10 protein-coding genes, 1 pseudogene and 1 CRISPR repeat array are annotated in these 14,404 nt (G+C 44.6%); of the genes and pseudogenes, 5 read left to right on the top strand and 6 right to left on the bottom strand.

The features are described from left to right. The first annotated feature begins 201 nt into the window (after positions 1–201). From cas9 to ACTNDI_RS13525, 5 genes and pseudogenes are all read left to right on the top strand, one after another. Entirely contained in the window at positions 202–4,365 is a 4,164-nt protein-coding gene (gene cas9, locus ACTNDI_RS13505) for a type II CRISPR RNA-guided endonuclease Cas9 (protein ID WP_441101486.1), read from the top strand. Beyond that, positions 4,362–5,234 carry a type II CRISPR-associated endonuclease Cas1 gene (cas1, locus tag ACTNDI_RS13510; protein WP_441101487.1) on the top strand — a complete coding sequence of 291 codons (873 nt, stop codon included), beginning with the start codon at positions 4,362–4,364 and terminating at the stop codon, positions 5,232–5,234. Before cas9 ends, cas1 begins: the two co-directional genes overlap by 4 nt. Positions 5,235–5,238: 4 nt before the next feature. Next, entirely contained in the window at positions 5,239–5,544 is a 306-nt protein-coding gene (cas2, locus tag ACTNDI_RS13515) for a CRISPR-associated endonuclease Cas2 (RefSeq protein WP_441101488.1), read from the top strand. Beyond that, positions 5,541–6,218, top strand: coding sequence for a type II-A CRISPR-associated protein Csn2 (csn2, locus tag ACTNDI_RS13520; protein ID WP_441101489.1), 678 nt, complete (start codon positions 5,541–5,543; stop codon positions 6,216–6,218). Before cas2 ends, csn2 begins: the two co-directional genes overlap by 4 nt. Before the next feature lie 48 nt (positions 6,219–6,266). Continuing rightward, positions 6,267–7,091: direct repeats of the CRISPR family, unit length 36 nt; unit sequence GTTTGAGAACCTTGTAAATTCGTAAAGGTGTCAAGC. Positions 7,092–7,344: 253 nt separating this feature from the next. Beyond that, positions 7,345–7,755 (top strand): annotated as a pseudogene (locus ACTNDI_RS13525) (lysine--tRNA ligase); the annotation flags it as partial. Between the two features lie 166 nt (positions 7,756–7,921). Here ACTNDI_RS13525 and tnpC read toward each other — a convergent pair. The 6 genes from tnpC to istA form a co-directional block, all read right to left on the bottom strand. After that, the gene (gene tnpC, locus ACTNDI_RS13530; RefSeq protein ID WP_441101490.1) at positions 7,922–9,625 is read right to left on the bottom strand and encodes an IS66 family transposase; all 1,704 of its coding nucleotides are present in this window, start codon (positions 9,623–9,625) and stop codon (positions 7,922–7,924) included. Between the two features lie 303 nt (positions 9,626–9,928). Further along, entirely contained in the window at positions 9,929–10,258 is a 330-nt protein-coding gene (gene tnpB / locus ACTNDI_RS13535; protein ID WP_441101491.1) for an IS66 family insertion sequence element accessory protein TnpB, read from the bottom strand. A gap of 10 nt (positions 10,259–10,268) precedes the next feature. Further along, complete coding sequence (gene tnpA / locus ACTNDI_RS13540; protein ID WP_441101492.1) at positions 10,269–10,670, bottom strand: IS66 family insertion sequence element accessory protein TnpA; 402 nt, start codon at positions 10,668–10,670, stop codon at positions 10,269–10,271. A 748-nt stretch (positions 10,671–11,418) separates the two neighbouring features. Next, entirely contained in the window at positions 11,419–11,766 is a 348-nt protein-coding gene (locus tag ACTNDI_RS13545) for a hypothetical protein (RefSeq protein ID WP_441101493.1), read from the bottom strand. Continuing rightward, positions 11,759–12,556 (bottom strand): ATP-binding protein, encoded by a 798-nt coding sequence (locus ACTNDI_RS13550; protein WP_441101494.1) that lies wholly within the window; start codon positions 12,554–12,556, stop codon positions 11,759–11,761. Before ACTNDI_RS13550 ends, ACTNDI_RS13545 begins: the two co-directional genes overlap by 8 nt. Continuing rightward, positions 12,553–14,109, bottom strand: coding sequence for an IS21 family transposase (istA, locus tag ACTNDI_RS13555; protein WP_441101495.1), 1,557 nt, complete (start codon positions 14,107–14,109; stop codon positions 12,553–12,555). Before istA ends, ACTNDI_RS13550 begins: the two co-directional genes overlap by 4 nt. Positions 14,110–14,404 lie beyond the last annotated feature (295 nt).

Raw genomic sequence — 14,404 nt, forward strand, 5'->3', positions numbered from 1 at the left:
AAGATCTAAAAAGTGCATGATTAGAGTGTTAACACGGATATTAAATAAAAGCCCCTGAAAACCGGGGCTCATGTTAAAGTTTTTTCGAGACATTTTCATTTATGCTTGACAATTATGATTTTTGTATGGGTGTCATATTGCTTTCTGCCATAACAAGCAATTGTAGGGAAAAGTAGGTTAGATGAATAGGAAGGGGACAAAATGTATTCTGGAGATTACTATGTAGGACTTGATATGGGAACCAACTCTGTTGGGTTTGCAGTAACAGACCCAAGTTATCATTTGCTCCGGGCGAAAGGAAAAGATCTGTGGGGTGTTCGTCTCTTTCCGGAAGCGCAGACGGCAGCAGATCGGAGAAGTCATCGAACTGCCAGGAGACGTTTGCAAAGACGTAAACTAAGAATCGGGATCTTGAATGAGATCTTTTCTGATGAGCTGAACAAAGTCGATCCGGGTTTCTTACAGCGCCTGGCGGATAGTAAATTCTTTGAGGAAGATAAAACAGAGCATCAGCCATATGCATTATTTGCAGATGATCATTATACAGACAGAGAGTATTATGCACACTTTCCAACCGTATATCATCTAAGAAAATATCTGATCGAAACATTAGATGTTTACGATATACGACTGCTATATCTGGGGCTTCACAGCATCTATAAATACCGTGGCAATTTTTTGAATCCAAATCTGAATGTAGACTCTATGCAAGAATTCGGTCCTTTGTACCGTGATTTATGGGAAGCCATCGAAGAGGCTAAAGACGCTCGTCAGGATGACAGCCAGATCGACATCTCGATACCGGAGTGGAAAGAGGATCTGTCGTCGAACTTGATGGAGATCCTGTCATCCAAATCGTATTCCATGATGGAAAAGAGTGAAAAGCTCTCAGAGCTGCTTGATATTACCAAAAAGCAAAAACCTCAGCAAGAATTTTTGAAGTGGATGTGTGGAAGAAAAGGAAAAGTAAGCGCTGCATTTCCAAGGGAATATGATGAAGAAGAGGGAAAGCTCTCTTTCTCTTTCCAGGATGGAAATTTGGAAGAATCCATGCAAAAAGCCGAAGAAATTCTGTTCCCGGAAGAATATGAGGTTTTATTGGCAATAAAGAAAATCCATGATTTTGGACTGCTTTCCGATATCATGAAAGGTTATCGATACATTTCTGAGGCGAGAGTAGATATCTACAATAAGCACCAGGAAGATTTGAAAACGCTGAAAAAGATTTATAAGGAATACGCACCGGAAAAATACCATACCATGTTCCGGAAGATGGAAGATAAGCTGAAAAACTATAGTGCGTATGTAGGGTCTGTCAAATATAAGACACCGAAGAATGGTTCTGCGATAAGAAGAAAGGGGAAGAGTAGTATTGGAGAACTTTATAAAACCATACAAAATGATCTTGATTCGGTAAAAAATATCCCGGAAGTCAGCTTGGTTTTCGATGATATGGAGAAGGGAACCTTTCTGCCCAAGATCAGAACAAACGATAATGGAGTAATTCCTTATCAGGTGTATGAGGCTGAATTAAAGGCAATACTGAAAAATGCGGAAAGCAAATTTCCATTTCTGTCAGTGAAAGATGAAAGTGGATTTTCACCGGAAGAAAAAATAATGATGACTTTTTCTTTTCGGATACCTTATTATGTTGGCCCTGTTTACAATGATGGAAAGAATCATGCATGGTCTGTAAGAAAAGAACCCGGTCGTGTTTATCCATGGAATTTTGACCAGAAGATTGACAAGAAGAAGTCATCTGAAGAATTTATGAATCATCTGATTGGTCATTGCACCTATCTTCGTGGGGAACAGGTGTTACCACGCCAGTCTTTAATGTATGCACGGTTTGCATTATTGAATGAGTTTAACAATATACGAATTGATGGAAGAAAACCTGATGCAAAGGCAAAGAAGATCATCTTTGATGAACTATTTGCGAAGGGAAGAAGAGTAACGAAGAAAGGACTTCAAAGCTTCCTTGTGTCCCATAACCTGTCAAATGGGAAAACAAAAGCGGATGATGTTGTTATCTCTGGCATGGCGGATGAAAAATTTCAAAATTCGTTAGCTACATATCATCATTTTTGCGAGGTATTGAAAACGGATAAGCTGACTTATTCACAGGAACAGATGGCAGAGGACATTATCCGTTGGTCTACGGTATATGCTGATTCTAAGAACTTCCTGCGCGAAAAGATCCGTGAGTATTATTCAACAGAGCAGTTATCGGAAGAAGCATTGAATCGTGTGCTTGGAATGAAATTTTCTGGATGGGGACGGCTATCATCAGCTTTTCTGCATATGGAAGGTGCAAATACTCATACCGGAGAGGTAAAATCCATTCTTCGCTGGATGGAAGAAGATTCCTATAATCTGATGGAGTTACTATCATCGGATTTTACTTTCCTTAAAGAATTAGAGTCTCTTGATAACGATATTCAAAAAGATCTGATGTCAATCGAGCTGGAGGATCTGGAGGGAAGATATCTCTCGGCACCGGTCAAACGGATGGTTTGGCAAACAATTTTAATCCTTAGAGAAATCATAAAGGTCATGGGACATGCTCCTTCGAGAGTATTTGTGGAGATGACACGAGGTGATGGTGAGAAGAAACGTACGACCAGCAGAAAGAAGAAGTTTTCCGATCTTTACAAGAAAATTCAAGATGAAAACTTTGAATGGAGTGAAGAGTTGGAGAAGTTCTCGGAGGCTGATTTTAGAAACAAGAAGTTATATCTGTACTTTACGCAGATGGGAAGGAGTATGTATACAGGAAAACCGATCGACCTCCATGAGCTTCTGACGAATAATACGAAATACGATCTGGATCATATTTATCCTCGCCATTTTGTAAAAGATGACAGCCTGGACAATAATCTTGTTCTTGTGGAGAAAACAGAGAATACTCATAAGAAAGATCATTACCCGATTGAGAACAGTATCCGCGAGAGGCAGATCTCATACTGGAAAATGCTTTTGGATAAAGGATTGATCACTCAGACAAAATTCCAGAGGCTTACAAGATCTACGGACTTTACAGATGCAGAGCGTGCGGAGTTTATCAACAGGCAGATTGTAGAAACCAGTCAGGCTGTAAAGACGATTACGCATCTTCTTGAGGAATTAATGCCTTCTGATGAAACAAGGGTAATCTATTCCAAAGCTGGAAATGTATCGGATTTTCGGAATAAGTTCTCCTTGTATAAGTGCCGGGAAGTCAATGACTTTCATCATGCTGGTGATGCCTATCTGAATATTGTCGTAGGAAATGTTTATCACACGAAATTTACATCTTCACCAGCAAGTTTTGTGAAGGAATGGAGGCAGAACGCTAAGAAATACAGCTATAACCTTGGAGCAGGTAAGATCTTCGAGCATACGGTAGAAAGAAATGGAATTCTTGCATGGGATGTGGGGAAAAATCAATCTATTGCAACCGTAAAAGCAGTGATGGAGAAGCAGACCCCGCTTGTGACCTATATGAATTATTGTGCGAAAGGCGGCATTGCTCACCAGACGATTGATTCTGCGGAAATGGCTAAAAAGAGCAAGGCAGATGGAGCCTATCTGCCGATAAAGACAGGGGATCAGAGGCTTTCAGATGTTGACCGGTATGGTGGAGTCACGAATATCGCTACGTCCTACTTTTTCCTTGTAGAGCATGAAGCAAGAAAAAAGCGAATTCGTACCATTGAAGCAATGCCGGTTTATATTGCTCCGAAAATCAAAGATGATAAGGACTTATTAACATACGCAGAAAATAGTCTTGGCTTAGTAAAACCAAGAATCTGTTTGAACAGGATTAAAATCTACTCCAAACTACGGATTAATGGCTTCGACTGTTATCTGAGTGGAAAATCAGGGAATCGGCTTGTTATGGTAAATGCGGAAGAATTGAAACTTGGGAATAAGTTGGCTCGATACGCAAAGAAAATGAAAAAGGTAGCTGATATGAACCTGACAGATGAACAGATTCGATTGGATGCTGCCAGAATTGCTAAAAAGATCGAAGGAGATGAAATTGGTATTACTAGGGAAGATAATATCAGGTTCTATGAGTTCTTAAAGCAAAAGCATACGACCGGAATTTTTTGTAAAAGACCTAACCCGGTTGGTGAAAAATTGCAGAAAAGTCAGCCTGCTTTTGAAAACCTTTCGTTAGATCAGCAAGTAAGCGTTCTTCAGGAAATCATGAAATTATCAGGTAGAGTCAATGAAGCAGATTTAACTATGATTGGTGAATCAAAGCATTCCGGAAAATCTTTGATTAACAAGAAGCTTACAGGGTTAAAAAGCTGTGAATTAATTTCTCAATCCGTGACAGGTCTTTTTGAGCAGAAAACAGATCTGCTTACGCTATGAGTTGGCGGACTGTTGTGGTCTCACACAATGCAAAACTGGACTACGAGAATGGATATCTCGTAGTCCGGGGTGAAGAGACCAAGAGAATCTTTATTAATGAAATAGAGCTTCTTATGATTGAGAACACAGCGGTTGCTATGACAGGCTATCTTTTAGCAGAACTGGTCCGAAACAAGGTGAAAGTTGTGTTCTGCGATCAAAGAAGGAATCCCTGTGCGGAGTTGATGCCATATTACGGAAGCCATGATACCAGTGCAAAAGTTCGTAGTCAGATCCAATGGTCTGAGGATATTAAGAGTGCCGTCTGGACAGAAATTGTTTCGGAAAAGATTCGCAAGCAATCTGAAGTTTTACTACGTCATAAATTGTCGGAAGGAGATAAATTGCAAGGATATCTGGCTGAGATGACTTTGGGTGATACTACAAATCGCGAGGGACATGCAGCTAAAGTGTATTTCAATGCACTGTTTGGGAAAAAATTCACTCGAGCTCAGGACTCACCAATTAATGCAGCTTTGAATTATGGATATAGCCTTATCTTGTCTCTTTTTACCCGGGAGATTGTCGCCAATGGTTATCTTACGCAATTAGGGCTCTTTCATGATAATATGTTTAATCCATTTAATTTGGCATCGGATTTAATGGAACCATTCCGACCTTTGGTTGATGAATGTGTCATCACTCATCAGCCGGACAAATTTGAAACAGATGAGAAACATCAGATGTTAGCTCTTTTAGAGCAGGAAGTTTCAATCAATGGTAGGAAAGAATATATTGGAAATGCTGTTAAAATTTATACACATAGTGTATTCGATGCATTAGAGGATAAAGATGAGTCATTAATTCGGTTTTATCAAAATGAGCTATAGATATATGAGAGTTCTGGTAATGTTCGATCTTCCGATAGATACTGCAGAAGACCGAAAAGAATATAGAGCATTTCGTAAATTTCTGGTTAAGAATGGATACTTGATGCTACAGGAGAGTATCTATTGCAAACTTGCACAAAATTCAACAGCGGCTGAAACCATGCTATCCAATATCAAGAAGAATAAGCCGAAGAGTGGCTTGGTTCAGGTCTTGAGAGTCACGGAAAAAGAGTATTCGAAGATGGAATATGTAGTAGGTGAGGCGGCATCGGAAATCATTACTGATGATAGGAGGCTCATAATTCTATGAGATGGATTTATTCGCCCTGTAATGTGGATTTGCAGTTAGATGAATTGCGACCGGTTACACTTGTTATTGAGAATCCTCAGCATCTTCAAAAAATGATATCGGCGATTCTGAGCCAGATGAATTCGGAAGGAGATGATGTGATTTTATCTGAAGGGAATCAACTGCTGTCATTGGAAAAAAATATATTTTTACAGCTGAATCCTTTCGAGGATATTCTGAATAATCGGAAAATTATCGGGAAACTATATAAAACAATAAGCTGTGCAGCAATGGAGTTACCTCAAGAACGGAGCGAGTTGTTAACAGCGGTAATTCAATATTTTGATAGAATTCTAGGAGCTGTACGGTTTGATGGACTAATCTATGATATTGACTTTAAAGACGAAGATTTATACAAGTTGTTTGATTTAAGAATAGAGGAAGAGGGACTTTCTCTCATAGAGAAACTTTTGATGGAAGTGAGGGTCTGCTCAGATTTACTTTTTCTTCCGGTAATGGTTTTTATGAATTTAGGAAGTTTTCTTTCGAATGATGAATACTGTGAATTAGTGGAAAGCTGTGTAAATCATAAGGTATATCTGCTTCTTATTGAGGGAACGGAACCTATGGACAGAACAGGTGATAAGCGCTATATTATTGATAAGGACATGTGCTTGATTCAGAAAAACCTTTGAATTTATGCTGCAAACCAGGCAGAGGAGGTTCGGTGAAGACCATTTGAGGTTTGAGAACCTTGTAAATTCGTAAAGGTGTCAAGCCAATCTCAGAATACACTGTCGCCCACGGCAGTTTGAGAACCTTGTAAATTCGTAAAGGTGTCAAGCCGGTTACAGGAATGGTCAGCACAGATTACAGTTTGAGAACCTTGTAAATTCGTAAAGGTGTCAAGCGCATATTGTAGCGATCTCGCTATCATCTAAGTTTGAGAACCTTGTAAATTCGTAAAGGTGTCAAGCGATAATCAATGGGATCTCTGTCCCATCTGAGTTTGAGAACCTTGTAAATTCGTAAAGGTGTCAAGCAAAGAAAAGGGACATTGTTCCTGCTGATGGTTTGAGAACCTTGTAAATTCGTAAAGGTGTCAAGCTAATGTTCGATCTTAGTAGAGATATCCTCGTTTGAGAACCTTGTAAATTCGTAAAGGTGTCAAGCGATGAACCAATGGAAACCACGGTCATTAGGGTTTGAGAACCTTGTAAATTCGTAAAGGTGTCAAGCGTTAACGCGCTCCGTATTGCGGTGGCAACGTTTGAGAACCTTGTAAATTCGTAAAGGTGTCAAGCATGCTCGGACAGGAACTCAGCGAGGTTGAAGTTTGAGAACCTTGTAAATTCGTAAAGGTGTCAAGCTTTTTCAAAGTTTTATAGCGTTGCACCGGAGTTTGAGAACTTTGTAAATTCGTAAAGGTGTCAAGCTTTTATCTGTGTGTAATTGCCGGCAGCAAAGTTTGAGAACCTTGTAAATTCGTAAAGGTGTCAAGCCCCCTACTGCCGCTATGTATAACACCTCGCGTTTGAGAACCTTGTAAATTCGTAAAGGTGTCAAGCTCCATTCGTATCACTCCTTTATTACAATATGTTTGAGGCAGACAGTCGATTTCAGGCAGCACCGGGACGAAACCTGCGATAACAAGTGGAAACAGATCATCTAAAAAATATTTGAAATGGATTCCCGACACTCCGCAGTGGAACCTCTGCTGCTTCGCCTGAAAACGGAGCTTCTTCATCATCTGTGAAGGCAGAGAGCGGAGAAGATGCCGATGGAGAAGCAGCCGGAGAGAAGGCCACTTCTGAAGACAGGAGCGGATTCTTCACACCGAACGACAGCATCGATTTCTCAAACGTGAAGATTGAGCCGCTCTTTGAGGAGCAGGTCGATTTCGACACCTTCAGCAAGTCCGATTTCCGGGCGGTGAAGGTAAAAGAATGCTCAGCTGTTCCGAAGTCCAAGAAGCTTCTGAAGTTCGTCCTGGACGATGGAACCGGCACTGACCGTATCATTCTTTCTGGAATTCATGCTTATTATGAGCCGGAAGAGCTGGTCGGAAAGACCTTGATCGCCATCACCAATCTCCCGCCGAGAAAGATGATGGGCATCGACTCCTGCGGAATGCTTCTCTCCGCTGTGAACAACAAGAAGGACAGCGAAGACGAAGAACTTCATCTTCTGATGGTTGACAACCATATCCCGGCAGGTGCCAAGCTGTATTGATCCGGGGAAAATCATAGGCAAAAAACCTTCAAGGCACTCCTTTTCAGAATCAATCTGAGAGGGAGTGCCTTTTTGCGGTGCGCCTAGCGGCGTAAGTGGTAAATAATCGGTACTTTGACAAAGTTAAGGCCGCTCCTTTCGGAACGACCTCATGAACAAACATTGATCATTTTTTCGATGGCTTTGACTTCGGCGGATCGCTTTTCCGTATGTGATCCGGAAGCTTCTCGGACCAAGGCAGCAGATCCTCTATGAAGGAATCATTTTCCAGCGCCCCATGCTTCGGGATCTCCTCCAAGAGATACTTGAAATACTCATACGGCTTTAGGTGATTCACTTTTGCCGTTTCGGCGATGCTGTACAATATCGCGCTGGACTTCGCCCCGTGGATGGTGTCTATGAGATACCAGTTCTTCCGTCCGATTGTGAAGCTGCGGATACCTCGCTCCGCCGCGTTATTGTCCATCGGAACATAACCATCCGTAAGGAAGATACGAAGGTATTTTTCTTCATTAAGGGCATACTGGATGGCTTTGCCGCTCAGGGATTTCGGAAGTGTCTGCTCTGAGGCAGTCTTCAGCCACGTGAAAAAGACGTCCACCATAGGGGCAGTTTTCTTCTGCCGTGCTTTGACACGTTCTTCCGGAGTAAGTGATGCAAACTCTCGTTCGTATTTAGCCATCGTATCGATCATCAGTAATGCCTTATAGGAATTCGATTCTTCGACCGATGGTGCAGATTCATCCTTCGACTTTTTCTGCTGTTTCCTGAGATTTTCCACATCTTCGGCAAAGCCTCTTCTAATGTGGATCCAGCACCCCGCGAAGGTGAGATCATCGCGCTCCTTATCCAGCAGGTGGTAATCAGCCAGACCGTCGGTTACTACCGTGCCGTGATAATCCTTCAGGAACGCCCGGGGATGATCCGTTTTCCTCGTCTTGTCGTATTCATATAGGACGAAGGGATGCTCCTCCAGAGCTCCGGATCGGTAGACCCACATATAGCTCTTTGCTCCTGCGGCCCGACCGTCCTTCCGAACTTCGACGGGGGTTTCATCGGCATGGATCACGTGGTACCCGAAAAGTTTCTTTTTGAGTACATGATACAGTCGGGTGATGTACAAGTCAGCGCACTTGTTGACCCAGTAGCACATGTCCTGACTGGAGAGGAATACATCCATCCGCTCGAGTTCCTGCTGTGCTCTGTGAATCGGAACAGCGTTTACAAACTTGTAATTCATGATTGCAGCAACTATAGAAGGCGTGGCTACACTGTTCCGAAGCAGTCCGGGCTCCTTCTGCGGAGCCTTTACGATCTTGTTGTCGGTTCCCTTGTATGCCATGACATGATGTTCATACACCTTGAACGATGCAGGAATGTAATGCAGTCGGGAGTATGTGTAACTCTCAAATGCTGTCCACTTGCCATCAGGGAAGATCTTCATCAGTTCTTCTTCTGGAAGTTCATCGTTAATGCGGACCTTCTCAATGTCTGAGAGATCACTTGCCCGTTTTCCTTTGGGTTTCTTGCGGGTATAAGCTTTCGGTACAATCTTTTCGATTTCCGGTTCGTTATGATCCGTAGATTCATCAATCGTAACTTCGAGCTCATTCAGGGCATTAACCTTAAAGGAGTACTGATTCGTACCGGCATCGGTCATTCCAGTCTCCGTACGGCGGCCAAACAGGTACTTTTTGAAAACGTCGAGCTGAGCAGTAAGGGTCTTGATGTTGTTATTCAGCAGCTCGATCTGCTTTGTCTGTTGCAAGATTATCTGCTGAGAAGAGAGACTCGTCGTCAGAAACAGTTTGATCAGTGTTTGTTTGTCAAGGTTCTGAAGTTCTTCTTCTGTGAATGACTGAACAGCCATGACGGGGTCTCCTTTTCTGTGTTCTTTATACAGAAAAGTATAGCAGAAACCGCGTAAATACGCCATTTTCTGCTATTTTCGGATTCGTCATAATCACGAAGAAAAAGGTACGTTAAGTTGCTTTTGTCCGGGATGTTCATCCCCCCGGAGATGGTTCCTGCCGCCTCATATAGGGCTGTCAGGCTCCGGCCAGCCATGAGCAGTACGCTGAAAACGCATCGCCCAAGAGCTTGTATTTATTAAAAACAGAGGCTTTTTTCGCTGTTGTTCACAGTAGAAAAATCTCTGTTTTGCACAAAAGGGTCAGCTGACGGTCGTGCTTGTGCACGGTCGGATCGAGGATTTTTCGATGACACGAAATCCTTCCATAAGCTTGTGGAATTCCTGACTTGTCATTTGCTCGACTTCCTGCGAATTCCTTGGCCACTGGAAGTGCCCGTTCTCGATACGCTTGTAAAGGAGTAGGTATCCATCACCTTCCCAGACAAGTCCTTTGATACGGTCGCTCCGGCGACCACAGAAAAGGAACAGGGTGCCATCTTCAAACGGATCCATGCCGAACTGGAACTGTACCAATTTCGCGAGGCCGTCGATTCCAAAACGAAGGTCTGTATATCCACATTTAATGTACACCTTTTTAAACTCATTCGTGTTGCGAAGCATGTATCATTACCTCACGAACGAGAGAAAGGATTCCATCTGATGCATCATTGCTTACCTCGATCACCAGATCATTTAAGGTGACCCGAAGAGCAGTGCATTCATTACTTATCGGATGGCAGTTTTCGATGTTGTCAGGAACAGCGGCGAAACATGCACTTCCATCTTTGATTACGGCGGAAGGAAGACTTCGCTCTTTTTCAGAATCTGTTTCATTGATTGTGGCAAGTGCCTGATGGCGTAGCTTTCTCAGATGGTAATAATATGCATACTTTCCGATATTCTGCTGTCGGCACCAGACTTCAACAGTAAGGCCGCTCTGTAACCGGTCTTGAATCAAAGCAGCCCATTGCTGATCACGAACTTTCATGATTTCAGGATCCATAGGTAATTCGCCTCCTTGTCATTGTGAAAGTGGCGAAAACTGTGAAAAATCTGCCGACTTTTGGCAGTTTTCGCAAGGTTCGTTACTACCTTATTATCCCAAAATCAGGAACTGGGCACTAGTGTACCGATTATTTACCACTTACCTAGCGGCGCACGTTTCCAACGGGTTCAAGTCCCGAATCCGCCCGGTAGTGGGAAGGATATAGCCGAAGGCAAGGGTGTCCGCCGTGAGACGGAATCTGAAGGAAGCCGGATGTGGGGAACATACTATCCCACGGGCAAATCTCCGGTCTGACGTACAGAAATCTTATACGAGGTTATGCATGAGGGTAAGGCTGCTGCACAAGTCGAAGCCCAATAACTACACGGAATCATGCATGATAAATGAGGCAGATGGATGGAGAGGAAGAAACGTGTGGTACCTAGGGAGGTCTGCGTGAAACGCTCTGAAAGGAGTAACCACCGTACAAGGTAACGAGGCGGTGCTGAACATGCAGAAGTCAGCGGAGGTCATAGTGTATATTTCGCGTGATTAGTCCGCTCTTCACGGCTAATTAGCCCACCATTAACGGCAGATCAGCCCAGTTGTCACGGAGCAGAGCCCGGTATGGCCGGCGGGCGGATTAGTAATTACAAATGTTTCCATCCGCGCAGCGCCGGCGGTTACTTAAAGATATCTCTGAGGCGGCGCCGCCCGTGTAAGCACATCGCTCGAACGGGCGGGCAGCCAATAAGTTATTATCGTATCAGTGCCAGCAGGGCCATTCCCCTTTGCAGGCCGTTTGTACCTTGACAAGATAATCGCGAAACTCCATGGGATCACCGTTGGCATACATTAGCGCCTTATACAGCTCATAGCCGGGATCGCCGGCATGCCTTGGTGCCAGGTGGGATAAGATATCCATCCGTAGAAGTTCACCGGCTTCTCTGTCCATGCGCTCACTTAGGAGATACCGGGTACTGATACATTCCAGTTCGAGAGACTGAATGTCTGCGATCAGCTTATCAACCAGTTCACATAGTGCAAGGACCACCTCGCAGGAATCAGAACAATCCACTTCGTCGAGAAGATCAGTGGAGGTTATATCAGCCATTGATACTCACCTCACTTTCCTCCGATCCGGCAAAAGCGTGCCTCTTTCGCATGGAAATACGGCCCTTAACATTGATCGCATACTTGTTATGGATGATCCGGTCCAGAATCGCCTCAGCAACGGCGCTGTCGTCGCCTTCAGGCCGGTCACAATCGATACGGTAGTACCATTCATCGGTATCATACTGAGTGCAGAAGATCATCGCTCCTTTCTTGCTGCAGACTTCGAGGATCTCCAACAGATCATATGACTCTGCTTCCGAGAGTGGCCGCAGGAGCCATTCGTCTATAATCAGCAGGTCAAACTTTGCATAAGCGGTTTTGACCTTGTTCTGCGTGTTCATTGCCTTGGCAACCGTAAACTCATTCAACAGATCCGGAAGTCTTATATAGCGCACCTTATAAAGCTTCCGACAAGCTGCAACGCCAAGTGCATTTGCGATGTAGGACTTGCCTGCTCCAGTGGCGCCCTTCAGAATGACATGATGGTTCTCCTGAATGTATGAGCAGGTTGCCAGTTTTGTAATCAGACCTTTATCAAGTTCCCGGTCCTCATGATATTCAATCGATTCCACGCTTGCTGTGGATTCGCTGAGCCTCGCTTCCCGGATGCGGCGCGTGATTGTATTCTGGCGCCGGGACAGGCCTTCCGCATCGACCATAAGGGCAAGCCGGTCTTCGAATGACAGATCTTTATAACGCTGGGGGTCTTCGAGCTGTGATTCCAGTTCTCTGGCCATACCGGGTAGACGAAGAGCACGCAGCGTTTTTACGGTCTCAAGATTGATCATTGTTCATCGCCTCCCTTCCGAAACTGATCCGCGCCGCGGGTGATTCCGCGGCTGTGTCTGGATGAGGAAGGCGTTGATGACGGGACGCCAGTAGTTTTCTTTGAAACAGGTGATTTCAGAAGGATACTTATTCCGCGAATAGATGGTTCTCCGCTGAATCCCAGGAGTTGCCGGCAGGCTTCCTCGATGCGTTCTTTTTTATAACGTTCAGCATACTTTTTGAGGCTTACGCAGGATTTGAATCCCTGCTCCGGAGCCTTTCCTGACTCCAGAAAGAAACGCACCACCTTTTTTGTGTTTGGACCGATGCCGGAAGCCCATGTTTCGAAATCTTCTTTCGTGTAAGCCAGGTATTGCCTGTGATTTTCAGGCATATGTGAGGGAATCACGATCGGGTCACGTCTGCGTCGCCGATCTCTTGGGTGTCCCGCTATCCGGTTTCCGTTGAAGAAGATCTCTACTGTGTCATGAGTCACGCGAACGCTGACCATCTCGCCGATCAGATCATACGGGACGGAATATTTGTTTATCCCGTCTGTCACAGTATAATCGAGAAGGACCGTTTGTTCTGACCAGATGGACGGTTCATACGGATTGGCGGGAAGCGGCTGCATAAACGTTTTTTCTTCCTGAAGATAGGCTTCACGGCGGTTTCCTTCCCGCTTTTTAAAGGGGTAGCCATTCAGCTTTTCCAGTTTTTCCTTTACCGCCGCTTTCGCATCGGCAAGGGAGAAAAATGTTTCATTGCGCAGCGCGGCAAGAATCCATGTAGATGCGTAGGAGACGGTTCCTTCCGCATGAGATTTGTCTCTGGGAGCCCTTACCCTGGTGGGTACAACAGCTGTACCATAGTGATCGGCAAGCTCTGCATAGCTGCGGTTGATAACCGTATCCAGTCTGGTATTCCGTGTTACGCCGGTTTTTAAATTGTCAGGGATCAGGAGCCTCGTGACACCACCAAAGTATTCATAGGCATGTACGTGGCAGAGCAGCCAGCTTTCAGACTGCATGTCGCTGCAAAGTTCTGCGTAGGCATAACAGCTGCATGGGAGCACCGCTACAAACAGATACGCCGGATTAGTGGATCCTGTTACAGGATCTGTGATCGGGAGCGTTCCGCCTGCCCAATCAACTTCCATGGTATCGCCTGGCTTATGGTTGATCCTCATAGTTGCCTTGGATTTCCTGGCCCAGCTGCGATAGATCTCGCAGAACTGGGTGTACTGATAGGGGACGCGTCCAGCACCGGCGCATTTAACCTTATACTCTTCATGAAGCAGGGTAAGGTTGACACCTTTTTTTGCCAGTTCTTCATGGATGTAGGGGCAATCCGGCTCCATGTAGACCTGGGCTTTCTTAAGCCGTTCCGGATAGAGCAGTTCATAGAGCTTTTGGTTGCTCAGTTCCTCTCCGAGAGGCCAGCAGATGCCTTTCTCCTTAGCGAGACTGCTGACATCCCGCACCGTGTGGCGGGAACTATGGACCGCCGCGGCGATCTGGGTGTAGTTGTACTTGAGGCTCAAAAGCCTCAGGATTTCGCGATAATCTACCATGATCATCGTCCTCCTTAAATAATAGTCACACATAATGTGTGCCGGTATCATTATAGGAAAAACGAACTATCGCTGGGCTCCTTTCCGTGAATGGTGGGCTATTCCACCGTGACAGGTGGGCTATCCATCCGTTAGGGATGGGCTAATCGACCGTGGAGACTGGTCTTCTCGGTCGGAATATACACATAGTAGGGATATGGACATGGAAACATGGACATGCTAACCGAAGGACCGAATCAATAGGAGTCTTAAGTATGACCGAGAAAGGAGGAATGACCGTTAATGGCAGAAAACA

This window comes from Bilifractor sp. HCP3S3_D3, from assembly GCF_052063915.1.
Taxonomy (GTDB): Bacteria; Bacillota; Clostridia; order Lachnospirales; family Lachnospiraceae; genus Bilifractor.

Bases quoted from the DNA above. Each gene is read 5' to 3' on its own strand.
- cas9 (WP_441101486.1), top strand. From the start codon at position 202: ATGTATTCTGGAGATTACTATGTAGGACTTGATATGGGAACCAACTCT.
- cas1 (WP_441101487.1), top strand. From the start codon at position 4,362: ATGAGTTGGCGGACTGTTGTGGTCTCACACAATGCAAAACTGGACTAC.
- cas2 (WP_441101488.1), top strand. From the start codon at position 5,239: ATGAGAGTTCTGGTAATGTTCGATCTTCCGATAGATACTGCAGAAGAC.
- csn2 (WP_441101489.1), top strand. From the start codon at position 5,541: ATGAGATGGATTTATTCGCCCTGTAATGTGGATTTGCAGTTAGATGAA.
- tnpC (WP_441101490.1), bottom strand. From the start codon at position 9,625: ATGGCTGTTCAGTCATTCACAGAAGAAGAACTTCAGAACCTTGACAAA.
- tnpA (WP_441101492.1), bottom strand. From the start codon at position 10,670: ATGGATCCTGAAATCATGAAAGTTCGTGATCAGCAATGGGCTGCTTTG.
- ACTNDI_RS13545 (WP_441101493.1), bottom strand. From the start codon at position 11,766: ATGGCTGATATAACCTCCACTGATCTTCTCGACGAAGTGGATTGTTCT.
- ACTNDI_RS13550 (WP_441101494.1), bottom strand. From the start codon at position 12,556: ATGATCAATCTTGAGACCGTAAAAACGCTGCGTGCTCTTCGTCTACCC.
- istA (WP_441101495.1), bottom strand. From the start codon at position 14,109: ATGGTAGATTATCGCGAAATCCTGAGGCTTTTGAGCCTCAAGTACAAC.